The following is a 21,248-nucleotide window of genomic DNA, read 5'->3' on the forward strand; positions in this document are numbered from 1 at the left end:
GGGTAATGTTAAATTTATTTAAGAATGCTTAATTCGCTGTATTTTTGATGGCTTGCGTATTGAGCTTTGGCGATTGACCTTGAGTAGACGCTTCTACTGAAGCTTGTAAATTCACCATAAAGATTGCTAATGCAGCGATGACACCGGGAATGGCAATCACCAAGAAGTTCATTTGATGCGGTAAATTCATGGTTAACAGCGCACCAGTAAGTACCGGTCCAACGATTGCACCAATTCGTCCAATGCCCGATGCCCAGCCCATACCTGTAGAACGTACCGTGGTTGGGTAGTATTGTGCGACAAAGGTATAAAGTAAGATTTGTGAACCGATGGTAGCTGCACCTGCAACAGCAATAAAGGTATACAGAACCATTTGCGGACTGTTAAAGCCCAGTAAGATTAAAGCCAATGCGCCACACATGAACATGATGCTCAGAACTTTTTTGATATGGAATCGGTCTGCCAAAGCACCACCACCAATAGCACCTACCATTCCACCAATATTCAGTGCAAAGAGGAAGATCATACTTGCACCAAGCGAATAGCCGGCTTGAATCATCAATTTCGGTAACCAACTTCCAAGTGCATAAACCATCAGTAAGCACATGAAAAATGCAATCCAGAACATAAACGTACTGAAACTACGGCCTTGTTGAAATAATGCTTTTAACGGAGCGTTATCTTCTTCAGAAACTTCATTGAGTACAAATTGTGTATCCGTTGTGAGGACTTGTTCAGGGGCAATTTTAGAGACAATCGTTCGAGTCGTATCTGTTTGATGCTTTGAGGTTAAATACATCAATGACTCAGGGAGGAATTTCCAAATTAAAGGCAATGCAAGACATGGAATAATTGCAATATAAAACATGATTTTCCAGCCATATACAGGCACTAACCAAGCACCCAATAACGCTGAAGCCATACCACCTATGGCATAACCACTAAACATTAGTGCAACTAAGGTACTGCGTATACGTTTTGGCGCGTATTCTGTCATTAATGCGACAACGTTCGGCATAACGCCACCGATGCCTAGACCGGCAAGAAAGCGTAAAATACCAAACTCAACGGGAGTACTTGCAAAAGCGCCGCAGAAGGTAAAACCACTAAAGATACCGACACAGATCATAATGGTTTTTTTGCGACCAATTTTATCCGACAGTGTGCCAAAACACATGGCACCAAACATCATGCCAAATAAAGCCGTACTTGCCAGTAAGCCGGCTTGTACCGCAGATAAGGACCATTCTTGCATCAACAACGGTAAGGCAACGCCATAGATCACCAAGTCATAACCGTCAAAAATAATAATCAAAAGACACCAAATCAAAACACCCCAATGAAATGGCGTAAATTTGGCTTCATCAACCAAGGTATTAATATTAATTTTCTGGTTTTGCATAGCCCACCTCCTAATTGTGAAGCTTGTAAAATTCGCTTTTCACAATGAATAAGTCGGTGCTTAATGTCCAAAACCGATTAGGCATGTTTGTATACCTAAAAAGTTGAATACAAATTAATCCCTTGATTCCGCTTTATTTAAATAGATCATTTCATAACTGCAGTTCATCTGAACGTCTAGCGACAACATACTCAAAACACAGCACGATCATATGGAATCGCTTCTAAATCATACACTTGATAAACACTATCAAATAAACCACGAATATCTTCGCTTTCATCCATATGACGTACAGCCATAAATATAGGACTAATCGCGGCTTCATCTAAGATAGGAACAAATGTTAAATGTGTTAATTGCACACTTTGGGCACTCATTGGGGTGATACAAACTCCTTCATTCGCTGCAACAAAGCCCAAGGCCAGTTGTAATTCACGTACTTCACGTACTTTTTTAGGTTCCAAACCATACTCTGAAAATATGCCACGCACTTGGGTCGAAAAGTTTGGTTTGTTGTGATTTGGGTAAAAAATCAATTGCTGATCGATCAGATCTGCAAGATAGACTCCTTCCTTTTTTTGTGCCAAAGGATGACTTGCATGTAAGGCTACCACTAAGCGTTCTTCACGCAGTAAAACCCGTTTGATCGCGGGGTCTGAAATACGCAAACGCCCAAAGCCGACATCTATACGACCTTCTTTTAATGCTTTGATTTGTTCAGTGGTCGCCATTTCCTCCATTTCTATTTTTAAATGTGGATGTTGTTGTTTGAATAAATATAAAATATTCGAGAGTAAACCAAACAATAAAGAGCTCACAAAACCGATTGTCACTGTTCTTTCTGTCAAACCGATTCGTTTCGTCATCGATTTAATTTCTTCTGCATTAGACAAAAGTTTTAAAGCATGATGATAAAAAAATTGGCCTGCTTCCGTAGTCTTAAGCGGACGGCTACCTCGTTCAAATAACTGAATTCCAAGCTCATGTTCCAAATTTTGAATCTGCCGACTCAAAGGTGGTTGAGCTATATATAGTTTTTCTGCCGCTTTGGTAAAACTCTGCTCTTCAACCACCGCGACAAAGTATCTTAAGTGTCTTAGTTCCATGGCCATCAATACCTATTAAGTATAATAAAATGCAAATTTGATCTTCGACGTGAATATTTTATTCTTTTAAGGTATATCACATAGACAGGATTAAGCAAATTTAATCCCATCCAACAGATCAAAAACATCGTGCAGCGCATTACCTGAAAGAAACTTCAGCCGCTACACGAAACAACTTAAAAAGTATTGTTAGACAACCAAACAAGGAACGTGGCAGCCAAAGACCTCTTTTATCGAGTGATAGCCACCCATACTTAAATGCATACTTAAGGAGATATAGTATGAACCGTCAAGAGATTGATGTTCTGGTTAAACAAATGAACGTAGATACAGCGACAGGGCCTGTTGACCAACGTGTACAGCAAGTTGTGGTACGTTTATTGGGTGATTTATTCCAAGCGATTGAAGATCTAGATATTACTCAAACTGAACTATGGAAAGGTCTAGAGTATTTTACAGACGCGGGTCAAGCAAACGAATTGGGTCTTTTAGCCGCTGGTTTAGGTTTAGAGCACTATCTTGATTTACGTGCGGATGAAGCTGATGCGAAAGCAGGTATTACAGGTGGTACACCACGTACTATTGAAGGCCCTTTATATGTGGCTGGCGCACCTGAATCAGTGGGCTTTGCTCGTATGGATGATGGTACGGAAACCGATAAAATTCCAACACTGTTTATTGAAGGTACAGTAACAGATACCGAAGGCAACATCATTGAAGGCGCTAAAGTTGAAATTTGGCATGCCAACAGCCTAGGTAACTATTCTTTCTTTGATAAGTCTCAATCTGACTTTAACCTTCGCCGTACGATTCTTTCTGACCAAGACGGTAAATATGTTGCACAAACTACGATGCCCGTTGGTTATGGCTGTCCTCCAGAAGGCACAACTCAATTTGTTTTAGACAAACTAGGCCGTCATGGTAACCGTCCATCACATGTACATTATTTTATCTCTGCACCGGGTTACCGCAAGCTAACTACTCAATTCAACATCGAAGGTGATAAATACCTTTGGGACGACTTTGCCTTTGCAACTCGTGATGGTCTGGTGGCAACTGCTGTTGATATCACAGACGAAGCTGAAATTGCGCGTCGTGGTCTAAACCAACCGTTTAAGCACATTAGCTTTAATGTTGAGTTAGTTAAAGAACAAGCTGCTGCACCAAATACTGAAGTAGATCGTCGACGCGCTAGCGCTTAATTACTCACTCAAAGGAAGCCGAGCTGTCTCATCCAAGTTTGACAACTCGGCGACTATCCCCTCATTGGACAGTCGGAGAATGGACATGCCACGTATTCCTGTAATTAACACCAGCCATCTAGATCGTATTGATGAACTTCTTGTCGATAATTTTGACACTGGTGAATTTAAACTGCACCGCTCAGTATTTACAGATCAAGCGTTATTTGATCTTGAAATGAAATACATTTTTGAAGGTAACTGGGTGTATTTGGCACATGAAAGCCAAATTCCAAATAACAATGATTATTACACGACTCATATTGGTCGCCAGCCGATCATCATTGCACGTAACCGTAATGGTGAACTGAATGCAATGATCAATGCCTGCTCACACCGTGGCGCACAGTTATGTCGTTATAAAAAAGGCAACAAAGCGACGTATACCTGTCCATTCCATGGTTGGACTTTTAATAACTCAGGTAAATTGCTCAAAGTTAAAGACCCTGCTGAAGCGGGTTATTCAGATTGCTTTAACCAAGATGGTTCACATGACTTGAAAAAAGTCTCGCGCTTTGAAAGTTATAAAGGCTTTTTATTTGGTAGCTTAAATCCTGATGTGCCAAGCCTTAAAGAATTCTTAGGTGAAACCACCAAAATTATCGACATGATTGAAGGTCAGTCGGAAAACGGTTTAGAAGTTTTACGTGGTTCATCTACCTATACCTATGAAGGTAACTGGAAACTGACAGCTGAAAATGGCGCAGATGGCTATCACGTTTCAGCCGTGCATTGGAACTATGCAGCCACCACACAGCACCGCAAAGAAGCACAAGCAGCGGATAATATTCGTGCTATGAGTGCGGGTTCTTGGGGCAAGCAAGGCGGTGGTTCTTATGGTTTTGACAGTGGTCACATGTTGTTGTGGACCCAATGGGCTAACCCAGAAGACCGTCCAAACTTTAGCAAAGCCGATGAATATACCGAAAAATTTGGCGCGCCGATGTCGAAATGGATGATTGAACGTTCACGTAACCTATGTCTTTATCCAAACGTTTATTTAATGGATCAATTCGGTTCACAAATTCGAGTTTTACGCCCGATTTCTGTCAATAAAACTGAAGTCACCATTTACTGTATCGCCCCTGTCGGTGAAGAGCCAGAAGCACGTACACGTCGTATTCGTCAATATGAAGACTTCTTTAATGCTTCAGGCATGGCAACACCTGACGATTTAGAAGAATTCCGTGCCTGCCAAGCAGGTTATGCAGGGATTGAACTGGAATGGAACGACATGTGCCGTGGTTCAAAACACTGGATTCATGGACCGGATGATGCAGCCAATGAAATTGGATTAAAACCGCTTTTAAGTGGCATCAAAACCGAAGATGAAGGTCTTTACCTTGCTCAGCATCAATATTGGTTAAAAACCATGAAACACGCTATTGCTGAAGAAAAAGAATTGGCACAACAAGTCGCAAATGAACAAGGAGATGTCGCATGAATGCAACTGCACATTTAGACAGCGTAAGCATTGAAGCTGTATCTCAGTTCCTCTACCGCGAAGCGCGTTTTTTAGATGATGAAAAGTGGGATGAATGGCTAGAGTGCTATGCCCCATCTGCATCATTTTGGATGCCTGCTTGGGATGACGATGACCGGCTGACAGAAGATCCGCAGTCTGAGATTTCTTTGATTTATTATCCAGACCGCCAAGGTTTAGAAGACCGTATCTTCCGCATTAAAACTGAGCGTTCATCTGCCACGATGCCGGATACCCGAACCAGCCATAACATCAATAACGTCGAGATTATTGAACGTGATGGCGACAAAGTGACGGTGCGTTTTAACTGGAACACCTTAAGTTTCCGCTACAAAACCAACTATAGCTACTTTGGCATGTCACGTTATGAAATTGATTTTTCAGGTGAGCAGCCAAAAATCCTCAGCAAATATGTTGTTCTGAAAAACGATTATATCAACCAAGTTATTGATATTTATCACCTCTAAAAGCTTATTTCACTAAGCAAGTTTTTACTTTCAGCCAGAAGGATATTTGGCTGAAAGGACACGTTATACCAGATTTTCAAAAGGATATTCAGCCATGTCAAACCATAATGTTGCACTTCAATTTGAAGATGGCGTTACTCGTTTTATTAGTGTTGCTCAAGGTGAAACCCTATCCGACGCAGCCTATCGTCAAAAAATCAATATCCCTCTAGATTGCCGTGATGGCGCCTGTGGGACATGCCGTGCATTTTGTGAGTCGGGTACTTACGACATGCCTGAAGAATCTTATATCGAAGACGCTTTAACCCCCGAAGAAGCTGAGCAAGGTTATATTTTAGCTTGCCAATGTCGTCCAAGTTCAGATGCGGTTTTCCAAATCAGTGCATCATCTGACGTGTGTAAAACTGAAATTCATGAGTTTCAAGGCACATTGTCTCGTGTTGAAAATATGTCGGATTCTACGATTACCTTTGATATTCAACTGGATGAAGATCAACCTGACATTAACTTCTTGGCAGGTCAATACGTCAATGTCGGCATTCCGGGGACTGAAGAAACTCGTTCGTATTCGTTTAGTTCAAAGCCGGGCAATCGTTTAACAGGCTTCGTGGTTCGTAATGTCCCTGAAGGAAAAATGAGTACCTTCCTGAGTGCCGATGCGAAAGCCGGCGACAAAATGACCTTCAAAGGTCCTTTTGGTAGTTTTTATCTGCGTAATGTTGTCCGCCCTGTGGTCATGCTTGCAGGTGGTACAGGTATTGCGCCGTTTATGTCCATGTTACAAGTGCTTGAAGAAAAAGGTTCTGAACAACCTGTTCGTCTTGTATTTGGCGTAACCAATGACTTTGACATCGTGGCAAAAGACAAGCTCGATGAATTACAAAGCAAACTCCCGTGGTTCGAATACCGTACTGTGGTCGCTCACCCTGAGTCACAGCATGAACGTAAAGGCTATGTGACCAGTCATGTTGAAAAAGATTGGTTAAACAACGGCGATGTAGATATTTATCTCTGTGGTCCTGTGCCGATGGTTGAAGCTGTACGTGGCTGGTTAGATACCGAAGGCGTTAAACCTGCAAACTTCTTGTTTGAAAAATTCTCAGCGAATTAAGGGAGAATAGTTTAATGTCAGAACAAGCCAGATTTAACAATAAAGTTGTCATCGTTACCGGTGCCGCTCAAGGTATCGGTCGTGGAGTGGCACTACAAGTGGCTCGAGAAGGCGCTCAAGTGGTATTGGCAGATCTCTCAGATTTTGTTGAAGATACGCTGAACGATATTCAAGCCCATAATGGCGATGCCATTATTGTTAAAGCCAATCTTGAAACATATGCAGGCGCTCAATCAGTTACTACCCAAGCCATTGAAAAATATGGCCGAATTGATATCTTGATCAATAACGTCGGAGGTGCGATTTGGATGAAGCCCTTCCAAGAGTTTTCAGAAGAAGAAATCGTTAAGGAAGTTAATCGTTCATTATTTCCAACTATGTGGTGCTGCCGAGCCGTGTTACCTGAAATGATTCAAAATCAGCAAGGGACGATTGTAAATGTATCTTCTATTGCAACCCGTGGTATTAACCGTGTGCCATATTCAGCGTCAAAAGGTGGGGTCAATGGCTTAACCGCTGCACTCGCTTTTGAGCATGCAAAAGATGGTATTCGAGTCAATGCCGTAGCCACAGGTGGCACAGAAGCGCCACCACGGAAAGTACCAAGAAACGCAAACCCATTGTCAGATCATGAAAAACAATGGATGCAAGACGTGGTCGATCAAACCATTGACCGTACATTCTTGGGGCGCTATGGCACAATTCAGGAACAAGTCAATGCCATCCTATTTTTGGCATCCGATGATTCATCTTATATGACTGGAACGGTCGTCCCTGTTGGTGGTGGAGATCAAGGTTAATCTCTAAAAATCATTGGTTAAATTCAACAGGCTCATTGACATAGTTGCATGGAGGCAAAAGCGATGGCACCCCTGTTAAAAACATTAAAAGAAGATTGGTCGATCTCAGCGACGGTTGCAGGATTTTTAGCCGTGCTGATTTCATATTCAGGCCCATTGATTATTTTTTTCCAAGCCGCACAAAAAGCCCAAGTCTCCCCAGCCATGATGATTTCATGGATTTGGGGCATTTCTATTGGTGCAGCACTGACGGGTATTTATCTCTCTATTAAATATAAAACCCCGGTGATTAACGCGTGGTCAGCGCCCGGTACGGCTCTTTTAGTCACCCTATTTCCGAATATTTCACTGAATGAAGCCATAGCGGCTTATATCACATCCGCTATCGTTATATTTTTGATTGGCATCACCGGCTATTTTGACAAACTCTTAAAATGGATTCCTCAAGATGTCGCTGCGGGGATGATGGCAGGTATTTTATTTCAGTTTGGGCTTGGACTGTTCACTGCTACAGATAGTATGCCGATCATTGTCTTTGGCATGTTATTAGTCTTTCTTATTTCTAAAAGACTATCGCCACGCTACGCGATGATTTGGGTCTTACTGACTGGTGTTGTCCTGAGTTTTACATTAGGGAAAATCAATCCTGTTGATGTAAATTTTCAGCTCGCTATACCACAGTTTATTGCTCCAACTTGGACTTGGAACTCAACTTTAAATTTGGCAATTCCCTTAATCTTAGTCAGTCTGAGTGGTCAATTCCTTCCGGGGATGGCGATCATGAAACTCAGTGGATATGACACGCCAGCCAAGCCGATTATCACAGCGACCAGTATTGCCTCGCTCGCTGTCGCATGTGTCGGAGGCATTACCATTGTTTTAGCGTCTATTACCGCAGCCATGTGTATGGGCAAAGATGCACATGAACTTAAGGAAAAACGCTATATAGCCGGTATTGCCAATGGTATTTTTTATATTTTAGGCGGCTTATTTGCAGGCAGTATTGTCATGTTATTTAGCCTATTACCTAAAGAGTTGGTCGCTGCACTTGCAGGTCTAGCGTTATTAGGTGCGATTGGAACAAATATGTCGGTTGCAATGAAAAATGAGGCTAACCGTGATGCAGCGCTGATCACCTTTTTAGCGACAGCCTCAGGTATGCATTTTTTAGGGCTAAGCTCAGTTTTTTGGGGGATTTGTATCGGTGTTGCGGCACATATCATTTTGACCAACCGTGTAACTACACAAGCGCCGATGACAACGACTCAAGATTCTAAAAGTTCATAATATCCAAACGCATTGCTAATACAAAGAAGATGGAAAATTACATCTTCTTTGTTTAATCAAAAATAAAATGCTTCCGTTTAGACTTCGGTTAATTCAGGCAATTCTCGATGAGCGATTTCAAAAGCTTCTTGCACATCTAATCCCATAGCAGTCAATAAAAGCTCTACAACTTTAGGAATCCAGTGAACCCTTTAGGCAAATAAGCATAGCACCACACAGATTCAATTTTTATGATGAAGTAATCGCCACCTAGCCTTAGTTTAAAAAAAACCATCTAATTTGAACCAACATAAACTTTATCAGCAGCGTAAATTTAAAGGTTTTTACCCCCCTGAGAAGATTATTTATTGAATAGAATCACTTAACTAAATGATAAACTTCAATCAAACTTCAAATGAAAAAAATCGTTAATTAAATTAATAAATGCCTGCACACTTTGCGACGCATTTGTACTTCGCTTACTCATATATAAGTTGATTGTTGGAAGGTCCGTATCTAACTTTTTGACAATAATATTTTCATAAGCAATATCTGCAATATAACTCGGTAAAATCGTACACGACTGTGTGATATTGATTGAATTAATGTTGAATAAAATATTACTGGCGCGCTGGATGATTTTTAAGTTGATCTTTTTGTCTTCTGCAAATTTTAAAATCTTATGATGCAAAACTGACGACACTTCCTCAGCCGGAATAATAAAATCTATTTCTTCTAAAGATTTGACTGATATTTTATTTTGATTTGCAAATGGATGCTGATTATTCATCAAGAAAATCAAAGGCTCTTCAAATATCAACTGGCTCGAAATTTCATGGTTATTAACATCTGCCCTTGATATGGCGATATCAATACGCCCATTATGTAAATCACTGACGATTTGCGTGTCATTTAAGCTCAAAAGTTCAACTTTTAAGTCAGGAAACATCTTTGTGAGTTTCGGAATAATAAAAGGAAAAATTTTCATTTCTGCAACTGGTACAAAACCAATGGTGATTTTTTGCTCTTTGGCTTTTTTGACTTGGCGCGTCATTGCAACTGCTTTATCGGCACTTTCTAAAATGTTTTTGGCATGTTCTAAAAACACAATTCCTTCATCGGTCAGTTCAACTTTACGTTTAGAGCGAATAAATAACTGTACGCCAATAAACTCTTCGAGGTCTTTGATTTGTTGGCTAAGAGAAGGCTGAGCCGTATAAAGTTTTAAGGCCGCTTGGCTAAAATTAAGTTCTTGTGCAACCATGACAAAATATTTTAAATGTCTTAATTCCATTTAAGTCACCTGTGTAGTCCAATCCTTAGGACGTTTTTAATACAATTCCGTTAGCAAACTAAAATAGTCTTATATTTTGTGGTGAAGTGTTCATTTTTTATTTAAATATCATTTTTTCTCATATTTTACTTCTAAATAGTTCAAAATTTTTAATCAATTGAACTCATGCTGGAATTATGTGATTTCAAAAGAGCGTCTTCTCTAGCACCGCTTAATTCATTTTAGAAATACATTTTCAAATATATATTTTGACAAAAACAAAAACAAAAACAAAAAAAAAAAAAGGGATCATGTTGCATCATCCCTTGTTATTGATCTTTGAATTATTTACGTTTTTTCTTACCACTGAGCAGATCTATGGCTTGGGCATATCGTGTAGGTGCAATCCGCTGAATTAAATCAATGATTTTGGCGTCATTGCCGATTAAAACACGACGTTTATTCTGTTTCACTGCATCTAAAATCACTTTTGCTGCAACTTCAGGCGGTGTTTTCAGCACTTTATTAAAGGCTTTCGTGGCTCTATCTGGATTCATACCCAACGCGCGAATACTGTCACTCATACGTGCGGTATTTGCAATATTGGTTCGAATTCCACCCGGATGCACGCAGGTAGCGCTCACTCCGACATTTTCCAAATCTAATTCTTGACGTAAAGATTCTGTAAAACCACGGACTGCAAACTTAGTTGCATTATAGGCACTTTGAGTCGGTTGAGCTGTCAAACCAAATAAGCTGGAAATATTCACAATATGTCCATCGCCACTTTGTCTTAAGTACGGTAAAAATGCTTTTGTCCCATACACCACGCCCCAGAAATTGATATTCATAATCCACTCAATTTCATCATAATGCATACCTTCTACTGTACTGGCTAGCGCGACACCCGCATTATTAAAGATCAAATTGACCTGACCAAATTCAGCTTGGGTTGCAGCCGCCCATTGCTCGATAGCGGCACGATCAGATACATCTAACTGGTTCTGAGTTATTTTCACACCGGTGTGCTTAATCATTTCAGCCGTTTGTGCAAGACCGTCAAGGTTCCGATCACTTAATGCTAGATTCGCACCTGCTTGAGCAAGTTGAATAGCTAACTGCTGCCCAATACCTGAACCTGCTCCAGTAATGGCTGCGACTTTGTTGTTAAAATTTTTCATCGTTATTCCTATACACACTTAATCCAGTTCAGTGATCAAGCCGCATTTTCGTATTATTCATAGCACAAGCTTAACGAGTTCTAATCTATGAATGAAATGATTTTATTTAATTCTAAAATATGAATGCTATACATAGCTCTTTAGCGTTATTTCTTCAAATCAAATGAATGTAATTCGTCATGATTAGAGCAAAAATTAAAAGCTTTAATGAGCTTCTTAGCTCATGCTTTTTTACGGATTGTAGCTCCAATTCTTTTAAATCAAACTGCGTTTGATATTTATAAAAGTGATACAAACCCCAAATGTTATAAACAAAGCTCAACATTTATTCTATTTTTCTACACGATCCAGATTCTAGATATTCAAAATCAGTATATAAAATCCACAATATATACTTATTTTTTTGTGAATATAGCCCTTGAAGACAGCAAGGCTGATGCTTTGTAATTTTCCAAGTCTTGTGTATCCACCTTTTGGAAGATCAGGGATGCACATCTCTTACTATGTTTAATAGAGGTTCTAAAATGATAAAAACAACTCTTAGCCTAATCGGTTTGTCACTGGTGTCTAGCTTAGCTTTGGCTGCTGATCCATTGCATGGTACTAAATGGAAAACCATCGATGACCAAACAAAAAAACCTTTATCTGTAGTTCAATTTAACGAAACCTCAAATGGCGTTTTATCTGCAAAAATCGTTGATGTACTCACCCCGGGTGAAGCAGAAAACTGCCAAAAATGTGTTGGTAAATTCCACAATAAACCATTACTCGGTGTACAAATCGTGAATGGTTTGAAAAATACCGGTAAAAATACCTATGACGGCGGTAAAATTACTGACCCGAAAAATGGTAAAACCTATAGCTTCAATGCCAAAATGTCGAATGACGGTAAGACCTTAAATGGTCGTGGCTATATTGGTGTATCTGCGCTTGGACGCAGCCAAACATGGATACGTGTAAACTAATCCTTAGTGTACAAATTCAAAAAGCGGCTCGATTGAGTCGCTTTTTTGCATGAATACTTCAAATATAAAATTATTCGAATATAAAATTTAAACGGTATAACGTTTGCTTAGCCCCCATTCGGCTAATATGCGACGATACGTTGTGGATGAGCGATCTGCTTCGAAATGCGCCTCCATACTGATATCCAGTGGCAATTCCTCAGGTTTTTGACTTTCCACCATGTCCTGATCTTCAGCAAAAATTTGTGCATTAAAATCATAGACCGCTTGTAAATCTCCTGTGGTATCAAAATTACGAGTTAAAGGCACAAATAAACGGGTTTTATTATGCGATACAGGACAACAGGCATTTAAGATTTTCAACACCCCATTTTCAGGAAAATCGATGGTTAAAATTGCTGAAAATGGCGGATAGACATCAAATGTTCTTTTCCATAAAAAATCTTCTGGCGCTAAATGTTGTAAGCCATGCGGATAATTACTCACATCACTAAGATATTCTGTATGTAGTCCATAGTCTGTACGCACTGTCGAATATTTTTGTACTTTAGGGTTTTCACGGTCTGCAAAGCTTTCATGATGCACCCATGCGAAATGTGCAACATCAATAAAGCCTTCGAGCTGGCGCCCACTTGAACCACCAATATCTACATAAGGTGGCAATATAGATTGGTACTGCTCGTTATCCCACGTGTCTAAATTTGGAAAATTGGCCGTAGATTCATCTCGGTTAAATAAACTGGTCCACACCAATCCATATTTCAATACAACTGGAAATTTAGTTAATGAAAAACGCTCTGAAATTTGTGTCAGCTCTGGCTGTGCAGGAATTTTTACACACCTTCCTGCGCCGTTATAATGTAAACCATGATATGGACAAATAATGTCTTCACCCTTGACCCAGCCTTTAGTTAATGGCACCCCTCGATGTGGACAGATATCACGAACCAAATGAATTTTTCCACTTTCAGTTTGATATAACGCCATTTTTACATCGAGTAATTGCACTTGTTGCGGTTCAATTGAAACATCTTCTACACGTGCAACGGGATACCAATGCTGCGCCAAAATATTCCAGTCGTTGGCATCAAATGTACTGCACTGAGGTTGGGTAAATAAATTGAGTACAGGAATGGCATTCATAGTTTATCTCGACATTTTCAATATTTCTTCAGCATTTAGCGCTATTTAAATTTTGCTAAATCCTTATTTTCTAAGTCGAAATTAAATTCTAAACACATTTCTGTCTATTAGAATGATTTGCATAGATTGTTCTATTTTTTAGAACATTAAGCATTGAGCGCTGCACGATTTGATAAAGCTGGCATGAATATCGCTTAAAATACATAACATTATGATTCGCTGATGACGCGATAGAGATTGAAGCCTGTATGTCGATTACCTTTTCTAGATTTTCTGAATATTTTATGGCGGTTGCACGGACTGGGAGTCTACGCAAAGCCGCTGAACAACTTTTTATTTCAGTCTCGGCAGTACATCGACAAATCGTTTTGGCTGAGGAAGAACTCGGGGTTGCCCTATTTGAACGATTACATCAGGGTTTAAAACTGACGCTCGCGGGTGAATTACTGTATGCCGATTTATTAAAGTGGCAAAAAGAATATCAACTGACACGAACTCGATTTGATGAAATCCAAGGCTTAAACCGTGGAAACATTGAAATGGGCTTTATTGCAGCTTTGAATGACAGTTTTGTCGTCGACTGTATTCAAAAGATGGCTGAGACTTATCCGTGGATCAACCTCAACATCAGCATGAATAGCAGTGATGATATATCCAGAAAAATCGTCGATGCAGAATTAGATTTTGGCATTATCTTAAATCCAAAAAGCCATAGCCAATTAGAGATTTTATCCTTTATAGAAATTCCGTTGGGCTTTGTAATGTCACCGCATCATACCTTGGGTGGGATGGATAAAATTTATCTTTCAGATACGTTAAATGAACGGCATATTTTACCGAGTGAACCACTCATTATTAGTGAATATGTACAGACTTTATATAAACATCATAAGTTTAGTCCGATTCAAAAGATCGAATGTAATGACATTAGAATGATATTGTCATTGGTTCAGCAACAATTAGGCATCAGTGTGATGTCATACATGGATGCTTTGCCACTGCTTGAGAATAAAAAGATTATTTTTAAACCAATCCGTGAAAAAGGCTTACACAGTTTGACCATCGCTTTATGTGTCGCATCGAAACGCCAAACCTCTCGAATTTCTCAGATCATGATTAATCTTTTGGTGGAAAAAATGGAAGAAATTAAGATCAATTTAAAATCTTTGAACCCCTAAACCATTATTTAAGTTTTGGGGTCGCAAAACTTTCATAAAAAAAGCCGGTACAAATAAACCGTACTGGTTGCTGAAAGCTAAAGTTTTATCAGTTTATTTTTTTAATCCAATGGATTACCCACAATATTACTAATAATACCTTTCATAATATGATTGCCTTGTTCCTTACGCAGTTCTGCATACCATTCACGCGTCACACTTTCATCTTTCATATGGGTCACATCACAGCGCTTACGCGCTCGCAGAACCAATTCATTGGCACGCTCATTACGTTTATTTTGGTAACGACGCAATGAATCTTGTAAGCCCAAAGTATTGATTTGCAAAGAACGAGCTAAATAAATTGCATCTTCCATTGCTTGGCAGCCGCCTTGTCCAATATCCGGCGTTGTACTGTGTGCTGCATCACCCACAATCACCACGCGACCTTTGTAGAAATCTGCAAAAGGTTCAATATCATGAATTTCTACCCGATTGGTTTTTTGGGCATCTATGGCATCAATCAACTTTTGAACCGGTTCACACCAACCTTTAAAGTATTCTTTAAATAAGGCCTTATATTGTGTGCGGTCATTTTCTAAACCTGTTGCTAAAGGGACATCAAAGAAGAAATAGAATCGCTTGTCGGCAACGGGCATCAGCGAAACACGTTTACCTTCTCCTACAAATGTCGTCCACTGATCTTCCGCAGCAAATTCTTCTGAAATGTCGACTAAACCATTCCAATTGACGTAACCTGCATAGCGGCGCTCAACTTGTTCCCCCAATACATACGCCCGTGTCAATGAATGTGTACCATCGGCGCCAACCAATAAATCAGCCAGAACCTCACTTCCGTCAGCAAAACGCGTGATCACTTGATCGTCTTGTTCTGAGAAGCTCACCATTTTTTTGCCAAGATGAATATTCTCACGACCAAATTCATCCATAAGCATATTTTGTAAGTCAGCACGTGAAACGGGATAAGGTCGCTGTCCAACTTCTTCGATTAAAGGAAACAGACTAAACTGCGTCATAACATCGCCCGTTAAGCCATCAATATAGGCTAAGTGATCCATCTTGCCACCGAGCTTTTCGACTTGTTCGGTTAGCCCCAAATAGTTCAAACATTTGACACCGTTAGACCATAAAGAAATAGCGGCTCCAACAGGTAAAATTTGTTCTGCCTGTTCATAGATGGTTACTTGGTGTCCAAATTTTTTCAAAGCGATCCCTGTCGTTAGGCCCGCCATACCTGCACCAATAATTGTAATGTCCATCTATAACTCCCCTGTGTTTTTTTAAATATCTTTCTCCTAAAAAGCGAAAAGCATGCCATTTTTTCAAACAAGCAATAAAAAATTCTAAAGTTGGCACACGCTGTGCTTCTAAACACGTGTAAATGCTTGTTTTTATCAAATGTTAAATTTTTAACACTGAAAACAAAATGCATATGTTTTAAATGAAAATAGTGAATGGATTTTATATATGGCGACTTTACTCGCACCAAGTTTTGATATTCCTGCACAATTACAGACACTTACAAATTTAGCAGATGACCGTATTGGTGCAAAAATACTTGAATGTTCAGATGATTTTTTTGCAGAAGCAAAACGCATGCTTCAATTTAATGCACCTATCTTTGTCGAAGATAAATTTGATGATCATGGCAAATGGATGGATGGTTGGGAAACGCGTCGTAAACGCCATGCAGGTTATGATTGGGCAATTATCCAACTCGGTGTCGCTGGTCGAATTCAAGCCTTAGATATTGATACAACATTCTTTACAGGGAATTATCCAGCTTCCGCATCAGTTGAAGCCTGCTTTGCACCGAGTGGTGAACTAGCACAGGCAGCATGGGTCAATATCTTAGGCAATACCGTATTGGGCCCGAGCCAACACCATATATTGAAGGTCTCAACTGATCAGGTTTTTACCCATGTGCGTTTAAATATATATCCAGACGGCGGTATTGCACGATTTAAAATCTATGGTGAAGTTCAGGTTCAAATTCAAGACAGTACGAGCACATTAGACCTCGTTGCACTAGAAAATGGTGGACGTGTTATTGCTTATAGTGATGCTCATTTTGGACATCCACGAAACTTAATTAACCCTGGTCGCGGCATCAATATGGGAGATGGTTGGGAAACTAAACGTCGCCGTGCACCAGGTTTTGACTGGTGCATTTTGGCTTTGGGCCAATCTGGTGCAATAGAGAAAATTGATATTGATACTGCCCATTTTAAAGGCAACTTCCCTTCGCAGGTTTCCATACAAGCGATTTATGTAGAAGATGCCACTGACCCTCAACTGATTCCGCAAAGTATGTTCTGGCCATTTTTGCTAAACGCACAAGATATGCAGATGGATCATATTCATAGCTTTGTGAGTGAGATTTTAAAGCATGAAAAAATATCGCATATCCGCATCAATATGATTCCTGACGGGGGGATTAGTCGCATACGGTTATGGGGGAAAATACATCCTTAATTGCAGTGTTAATCAAATAGGAAGCCTTCGTGCTTCCTATGTGTATGGTTTCAATTTTTTTAATTAAATACCCTATAAGATATCTAAACATGACTCACAGCATAAAAATACAAGCTCTAAGTATTGAAGGCTTTGCGCCTTTTGGTGAGGTTATTTGTACGACTGGACATGATTTTTTCCACATCAATGACGCACATACAGAGCGATATCATGCCCTCGTAGAAACAGAAATTTCAGGTGATGCGGTTGCTGGAATTAGCATCTTTAGAAATATCAAAACCACTGAATTACCTTTTAGAATTTCGATGTTGGAGCGTCATCCCAACGGCTCGCAAGCTTTTATTCCAATGCAAGCACAGGCTTTTTTAGTGGTTGTTGCACCTGCGTTAGATGATCACAGTCCCGATCTTACACAGCTACGTGCTTTCATTACTGATGGTAGCCAAGGAGTCAACTATCGTGCAGGAACATGGCATCATCCTCTCCTGACACTCGAAGCACCAAGTAGCTTTGCCGTCATCGATCGTATTGGGACTGGGCATAATTGTGATGTGTTCCAGTTCCCTACGCCTATTAACATTTCAAATTAATTTTATTAGCTTAAACACTTACAGTTAAATAGACTAAAAATCACTTAACCAATTGTTAATACATAATTAATTTCACCTCTTGATATAGTTTAATTAAAAAATAACGCATTAAAAAAGCCCTCTACTTCGAGGGCTTTATTTTTCGATACAAACTATATTCTATGAATCATCGTATGGTTCAAGACCCAAGATCTGCCATGATTAATGATGCACATCTATCGCCATGCTTGGTTTTTTAACCTGATCTTTGCTCATAGTCACTTCTTTATTTTTAAATAAATTCAGATGATTGAACACAATATTTAAAATAATCGCCATCAAACAAGTTGAACTAATACCTGAATGAAAGAGTGTTTGCACCCATTTCGGGAAGTTTGCATAGAAAGAATGATCGATAATTGGAATCATCCCTGCTGCAATCGCAGTCGCAACTATGATGAGATTCTTTTGCTCGTTATAGTCAATTTTCGCCAAGGTACGAATACCACTTGCCGCAACCGTTCCAAACAAAACTAAACCAGCACCACCTAATACAGGGACAGGAATCGCTGCAATTAGTCGCCCCATAATTGGCAGAACGCCTAATACGACCAAGATCATTCCACCCGCTGCGACAACAAAGCGACTTTTCACGCCTGTAATCGCTATTAAACCGACATTTTGTGCAAAAGCACTTTGCATGAATGAACCAAAGATTGGCGCTGCTGCACTAGATAGCATATCAGCGCGTAAGCCATTGGTAATACGCTCAGCATCCACTTTAGTACCAACAATTTCCCCAACGGCAATAATATCTGCTGTCGTTTCAGTCATAATCACTAAAGTTACGATCAGCATGGCAATAATGGCACTTAACTCAAAAGTTGGCATACCGAAAGCAAAGAAGCTTGGAAATTGAATCCAGTTACCATTTGCAACTTTAGAAAAATCGCCAAAGCCAAAGGCATAAGCCAGCACCGTACCGAAAACGATGGCCAACAAAATAGATAAACGTCGGATGGTTGCATTACGTGTTAAATTCAGCGCAATCACGATACCCAACGTTAAAAATGCCAAGCTGATGTTCTCAGCACTTCCCCAGTCTGGTGCTTTATTGTTCCCCCCCATCATCCAGCGTACCGCTACAGGCAGCAATGAAAGACCAATCACGGTGATCACACAACCAGTCACAATCGGTGGGAAAAAACGAATAATTTTTGAAAAATAAGGTGCTAGGAAAAAGCCAATTAGAGATGCAACAATCACCGCACCATAAACAGCAGAAAGCCCACCGCCTGCGGTTACTATGGCAATCATCGTCGCCACACCTGCAAATGAAACCCCTTGAACTAAGGGTAATTTTGCACCGATATATTTCACACCTACAGTTTGTAGTATGGTCGCCAAGCCACCGACAAAAAGCGCTGCCGCAATCAATAAACCGATTTGCGCAGGTTCAAGTCCCGCGGCTGTACCAATAATCAATGGTGGAGCAATAATACCACCATACATGGTTAATACATGCTGTAGACCATAGGCAAGGCTTTTTCCTGCGCCTAAATATTCATGTTCTGGTGAAACTGTTTTATCTTGTTCTGTCATTTTTATATCCCCTATTTTTTTAACTTTGCTCTTAACTGCCACGATACGTTGAATATGCAAATGGGCTGATGAGTAAAGGAATATGAAAATGCTGCGAGGCATCTTTTACATAAAAATGAATCACAGCTTTTGGAAAAAAGGTTTCGGTATTTAAAGTCTGAAAATATTCAGCTGTCGCAAATTCAAGGCTATAAGCACCTGCTGTAAAGTCCTTCAGCGCAAAATCATTAACGCGACCATCCGCATTGGTTTGGGCTGAACCTAGTAACTCTCCGTGTGCATTAAATAATTGAATGCTGACGTTTGCGGCGGGTTTGCCTAGATTGGTATCTAAAATATGTGAGCTAATCATGCGCTAAGCTCCTGTTTTAATCTTAATAAGGCAATTTCAGCCAGTTGATGATGAACAATTCGTTTTTCGGTTTCAGGATCATTCAATAATCGATATTGCAGCGCCTGTAGTACATCTTCACTACTGAGGCCAGAAGCTTTGATTAAAAAGAGATATCCGTACTTTTTCTCATACGCGATATTGCCTTTGAGCAATGCAAACTGAGTTTCTTCATCTGCTGAAATTTCAGACTGTTCTCGATTAGAAAATTGTTGCTCCAAACTACTTAATTCAGCCTGTGCCTTTTTTTCACCAATCCGCGGATGGTTATCCAAAGCATTTTTGATTTCATCCCAAGTCCACGCATTTGCAGCTTTTACTGCTTGCTCTGTGATTTGCGTGACAGAGGTATAAGGACGCTGCGCCACAATGTGTTCTGCCCAGCCTTCAATTTGCACACAGTGCTTTAAAAAAGTTTTTACATCTGCTTCGGATGCTTTATTAAATTCAACAAGTTGCACTATAAAATCGCCTAAAATTATTGAATGATTGTTCAAATTTAGTTTTGCAATATCAGTGCCAACCTAGGTCTATGATGTCAGTTACCTAAGTTCAGGCCTAAAAAAAGAGGAGCTAAGCTCCTCTTTATCCAAATATTTTTTTATTAGACTGCATGATGTGTATACCAATGTTCCGCGATATCACCACGGCGACAGATCCAGACTTTTTCATGTGATTGCACATAATCTAAGAATCGTTGTAGTGCTTTAAAACGGCCTGGTCGCCCTAAAATACGACAATGCATCCCAATCGATAACATTTTTGGCGCGCTTTCACCTTCTTCATATAGCACATCAAATGCATCTTTAAGGTATTGATAAAATTGTTCACCACTGTTGAAACCACCCGGTGAACAAAACTTCATATCATTGCTTTCAAGTGTATAAGGAATAATTAAATGTGGACGGGTTCGACCATTTTCATTTGTCAAACGACTCCAAAAAGGCAGGTCATCACCATAGTGATCGCAGTCATATTTGATTTGCGGAAATTCAGCCAATAGCTGACGTGTGTTGGGACTGTCACGCCCTGTGTACCAGCCAATAGGCGTCTTTCCAAATAAAGCTTCAAACACACTAATTGCCTGATCCATGTGCTGACGTTCCAGCTCTATCGGCATATCTTGATAATGTAACCAGCGTTGACCATGTGAAACGACATCATAGTTGGCTTGTTTGATCGCTTCGACAATATAAGGATTGCGCGCTAAAGCCATACCAACGCCAAAGACTGTCATGGGTAAATCACGTTTTTTAAATTCTTCATGAATCCGCCAAAAACCGGCTCTGGAGCCATATTCATACATCGAGTCCATCGACATATGTTTGGCAGGAAAACTGGCCGCTCCAATAATATCGGATAAGAATTGTTCTGATCCTGCATCCCCATGTTCGATATGGTTTTCTCCACCCTCTTCATAGTTCAACACAAACTGCACTGCGATACGTGCCTGATTAGGCCATACGACTTGAGGTACATCGCCATGATATCCAATTAGATCTCTGGAATAATCCTGTTGTTGGATCTGGTCAATTAAGTCTTGCCCGCGTAAGTAGCCTGTAGTCACTTCAACTTCCTAATTTGTTATATCAAAC

General features: G+C 40.0%; 20 protein-coding genes. 10 read left to right on the forward strand and 10 right to left on the reverse strand.

Going from position 1 to position 21,248, the window contains the following annotated elements; all coding sequences use genetic code 11:
- Window positions 1-28: 28 nt before the first annotated feature.
- Both FTV50_RS04875 and FTV50_RS04880 read right to left on the reverse strand, forming a co-directional pair.
- Window positions 29-1,402 (reverse strand): MFS transporter, encoded by a 1,374-nt coding sequence (locus FTV50_RS04875; protein ID WP_180023704.1) that lies wholly within the window; start codon window positions 1,400-1,402, stop codon window positions 29-31.
- A gap of 191 nt (window positions 1,403-1,593) precedes the next feature.
- Complete coding sequence (locus FTV50_RS04880) at window positions 1,594-2,508, reverse strand: LysR family transcriptional regulator (RefSeq protein ID WP_180023705.1); 915 nt, start codon at window positions 2,506-2,508, stop codon at window positions 1,594-1,596.
- 281 nt (window positions 2,509-2,789) lie between these two features.
- Here FTV50_RS04880 and catA point away from each other — a divergent pair, with 281 nt between their 5' ends.
- The 6 genes from catA (at window position 2,790) to benE (ending at window position 8,897) form a co-directional block, all read left to right on the forward strand.
- A complete protein-coding gene (catA, locus tag FTV50_RS04885; protein WP_078193335.1) occupies window positions 2,790-3,710 on the forward strand; it encodes a catechol 1,2-dioxygenase in 921 nt (306 codons plus the stop codon).
- Between the two features lie 85 nt (window positions 3,711-3,795).
- Entirely contained in the window at window positions 3,796-5,193 is a 1,398-nt protein-coding gene (gene benA / locus FTV50_RS04890) for a benzoate 1,2-dioxygenase large subunit (protein ID WP_180023706.1), read from the forward strand.
- Window positions 5,190-5,699: a benzoate 1,2-dioxygenase small subunit gene (benB, locus tag FTV50_RS04895; RefSeq protein ID WP_180023707.1), complete on the forward strand. Its 510-nt coding sequence runs from the start codon at window positions 5,190-5,192 to the stop codon at window positions 5,697-5,699. The genes benA and benB overlap by 4 nt, the downstream gene beginning before the upstream one ends.
- Before the next feature lie 94 nt (window positions 5,700-5,793).
- A complete protein-coding gene (gene benC, locus FTV50_RS04900; protein ID WP_111884641.1) occupies window positions 5,794-6,810 on the forward strand; it encodes a benzoate 1,2-dioxygenase electron transfer component BenC in 1,017 nt (338 codons plus the stop codon).
- A gap of 14 nt (window positions 6,811-6,824) precedes the next feature.
- The gene (gene benD, locus FTV50_RS04905; protein WP_180023708.1) at window positions 6,825-7,610 is read left to right on the forward strand and encodes a benzoate diol dehydrogenase BenD; all 786 of its coding nucleotides are present in this window, start codon (window positions 6,825-6,827) and stop codon (window positions 7,608-7,610) included.
- Window positions 7,611-7,673: 63 nt separating this feature from the next.
- Complete coding sequence (benE, locus tag FTV50_RS04910) at window positions 7,674-8,897, forward strand: benzoate/H(+) symporter BenE (protein ID WP_180023709.1); 1,224 nt, start codon at window positions 7,674-7,676, stop codon at window positions 8,895-8,897.
- A gap of 379 nt (window positions 8,898-9,276) precedes the next feature.
- On the opposite strand, the gene hcaR is transcribed toward benE, so the two are convergent.
- Both hcaR and FTV50_RS04920 read right to left on the reverse strand, forming a co-directional pair.
- The gene (gene hcaR / locus FTV50_RS04915; RefSeq protein WP_180023710.1) at window positions 9,277-10,170 is read right to left on the reverse strand and encodes a DNA-binding transcriptional regulator HcaR; all 894 of its coding nucleotides are present in this window, start codon (window positions 10,168-10,170) and stop codon (window positions 9,277-9,279) included.
- 323 nt (window positions 10,171-10,493) lie between these two features.
- Window positions 10,494-11,330, reverse strand: a complete 837-nt coding sequence (locus FTV50_RS04920; protein ID WP_180023711.1) for an SDR family oxidoreductase — start codon at window positions 11,328-11,330, stop codon at window positions 10,494-10,496.
- A gap of 524 nt (window positions 11,331-11,854) precedes the next feature.
- Between FTV50_RS04920 and FTV50_RS04925 the strand changes: the two genes are divergently transcribed.
- Window positions 11,855-12,295: a DUF2147 domain-containing protein gene (locus FTV50_RS04925; protein WP_078190743.1), complete on the forward strand. Its 441-nt coding sequence runs from the start codon at window positions 11,855-11,857 to the stop codon at window positions 12,293-12,295.
- Window positions 12,296-12,382: 87 nt separating this feature from the next.
- On the opposite strand, the gene FTV50_RS04930 is transcribed toward FTV50_RS04925, so the two are convergent.
- On the reverse strand, window positions 12,383-13,438 hold the full coding sequence (locus tag FTV50_RS04930; protein WP_180023712.1) for an aromatic ring-hydroxylating dioxygenase subunit alpha: 1,056 nt from the start codon (window positions 13,436-13,438) through the stop codon (window positions 12,383-12,385).
- Window positions 13,439-13,686: 248 nt separating this feature from the next.
- Between FTV50_RS04930 and FTV50_RS04935 the strand changes: the two genes are divergently transcribed.
- A complete protein-coding gene (locus FTV50_RS04935) occupies window positions 13,687-14,616 on the forward strand; it encodes a LysR family transcriptional regulator (RefSeq protein WP_180023713.1) in 930 nt (309 codons plus the stop codon).
- 101 nt (window positions 14,617-14,717) lie between these two features.
- Here the strand turns inward: FTV50_RS04935 and hpxO are convergent, their stop codons facing one another.
- Window positions 14,718-15,875 (reverse strand): FAD-dependent urate hydroxylase HpxO, encoded by a 1,158-nt coding sequence (hpxO, locus tag FTV50_RS04940; protein ID WP_180023714.1) that lies wholly within the window; start codon window positions 15,873-15,875, stop codon window positions 14,718-14,720.
- Window positions 15,876-16,083: 208 nt separating this feature from the next.
- Between hpxO and alc the strand changes: the two genes are divergently transcribed.
- Window positions 16,084-17,091 carry an allantoicase gene (alc, locus tag FTV50_RS04945; RefSeq protein WP_180023715.1) on the forward strand — a complete coding sequence of 336 codons (1,008 nt, stop codon included), beginning with the start codon at window positions 16,084-16,086 and terminating at the stop codon, window positions 17,089-17,091.
- An 89-nt stretch (window positions 17,092-17,180) separates the two neighbouring features.
- Window positions 17,181-17,681, forward strand: a complete 501-nt coding sequence (locus FTV50_RS04950) for an ureidoglycolate lyase (RefSeq protein ID WP_180023716.1) — start codon at window positions 17,181-17,183, stop codon at window positions 17,679-17,681.
- Window positions 17,682-17,882: 201 nt separating this feature from the next.
- On the opposite strand, the gene FTV50_RS04955 is transcribed toward FTV50_RS04950, so the two are convergent.
- From FTV50_RS04955 to puuE, 4 genes are all read right to left on the reverse strand, one after another.
- A complete protein-coding gene (locus tag FTV50_RS04955; RefSeq protein WP_180023717.1) occupies window positions 17,883-19,262 on the reverse strand; it encodes a nucleobase:cation symporter-2 family protein in 1,380 nt (459 codons plus the stop codon).
- A 31-nt stretch (window positions 19,263-19,293) separates the two neighbouring features.
- On the reverse strand, window positions 19,294-19,614 hold the full coding sequence (gene uraH / locus FTV50_RS04960) for a hydroxyisourate hydrolase (protein WP_180023718.1): 321 nt from the start codon (window positions 19,612-19,614) through the stop codon (window positions 19,294-19,296).
- Entirely contained in the window at window positions 19,611-20,114 is a 504-nt protein-coding gene (gene uraD / locus FTV50_RS04965; RefSeq protein WP_078190752.1) for a 2-oxo-4-hydroxy-4-carboxy-5-ureidoimidazoline decarboxylase, read from the reverse strand. Before uraD ends, uraH begins: the two co-directional genes overlap by 4 nt.
- Window positions 20,115-20,257: 143 nt before the next feature.
- Window positions 20,258-21,220 (reverse strand): allantoinase PuuE, encoded by a 963-nt coding sequence (puuE, locus tag FTV50_RS04970; protein ID WP_180023719.1) that lies wholly within the window; start codon window positions 21,218-21,220, stop codon window positions 20,258-20,260.
- Between the last annotated feature and the right edge of the window lie 28 nt (window positions 21,221-21,248).

It is taken from the genome of Acinetobacter sp. YH1901134 (assembly GCF_013416965.1).
Classification (GTDB): Bacteria; Pseudomonadota; Gammaproteobacteria; order Pseudomonadales; family Moraxellaceae; genus Acinetobacter; species Acinetobacter amyesii.

What these genes read in the sequence shown, in the direction of transcription:
- FTV50_RS04875 (WP_180023704.1), bottom strand. Translation starts at nt 1,402, where the DNA reads ATGCAAAACCAGAAAATTAATATTAATACCTTGGTTGATGAAGCCAAA.
- FTV50_RS04880 (WP_180023705.1), bottom strand. Translation starts at nt 2,508, where the DNA reads ATGGAACTAAGACACTTAAGATACTTTGTCGCGGTGGTTGAAGAGCAG.
- catA (WP_078193335.1), top strand. Translation starts at nt 2,790, where the DNA reads ATGAACCGTCAAGAGATTGATGTTCTGGTTAAACAAATGAACGTAGAT.
- benA (WP_180023706.1), top strand. Translation starts at nt 3,796, where the DNA reads ATGCCACGTATTCCTGTAATTAACACCAGCCATCTAGATCGTATTGAT.
- benB (WP_180023707.1), top strand. Translation starts at nt 5,190, where the DNA reads ATGAATGCAACTGCACATTTAGACAGCGTAAGCATTGAAGCTGTATCT.
- benC (WP_111884641.1), top strand. Translation starts at nt 5,794, where the DNA reads ATGTCAAACCATAATGTTGCACTTCAATTTGAAGATGGCGTTACTCGT.
- benD (WP_180023708.1), top strand. Translation starts at nt 6,825, where the DNA reads ATGTCAGAACAAGCCAGATTTAACAATAAAGTTGTCATCGTTACCGGT.
- benE (WP_180023709.1), top strand. Translation starts at nt 7,674, where the DNA reads ATGGCACCCCTGTTAAAAACATTAAAAGAAGATTGGTCGATCTCAGCG.
- hcaR (WP_180023710.1), bottom strand. Translation starts at nt 10,170, where the DNA reads ATGGAATTAAGACATTTAAAATATTTTGTCATGGTTGCACAAGAACTT.
- FTV50_RS04920 (WP_180023711.1), bottom strand. Translation starts at nt 11,330, where the DNA reads ATGAAAAATTTTAACAACAAAGTCGCAGCCATTACTGGAGCAGGTTCA.
- FTV50_RS04925 (WP_078190743.1), top strand. Translation starts at nt 11,855, where the DNA reads ATGATAAAAACAACTCTTAGCCTAATCGGTTTGTCACTGGTGTCTAGC.
- FTV50_RS04930 (WP_180023712.1), bottom strand. Translation starts at nt 13,438, where the DNA reads ATGAATGCCATTCCTGTACTCAATTTATTTACCCAACCTCAGTGCAGT.
- FTV50_RS04935 (WP_180023713.1), top strand. Translation starts at nt 13,687, where the DNA reads ATGTCGATTACCTTTTCTAGATTTTCTGAATATTTTATGGCGGTTGCA.
- hpxO (WP_180023714.1), bottom strand. Translation starts at nt 15,875, where the DNA reads ATGGACATTACAATTATTGGTGCAGGTATGGCGGGCCTAACGACAGGG.
- alc (WP_180023715.1), top strand. Translation starts at nt 16,084, where the DNA reads ATGGCGACTTTACTCGCACCAAGTTTTGATATTCCTGCACAATTACAG.
- FTV50_RS04950 (WP_180023716.1), top strand. Translation starts at nt 17,181, where the DNA reads ATGACTCACAGCATAAAAATACAAGCTCTAAGTATTGAAGGCTTTGCG.
- FTV50_RS04955 (WP_180023717.1), bottom strand. Translation starts at nt 19,262, where the DNA reads ATGACAGAACAAGATAAAACAGTTTCACCAGAACATGAATATTTAGGC.
- uraH (WP_180023718.1), bottom strand. Translation starts at nt 19,614, where the DNA reads ATGATTAGCTCACATATTTTAGATACCAATCTAGGCAAACCCGCCGCA.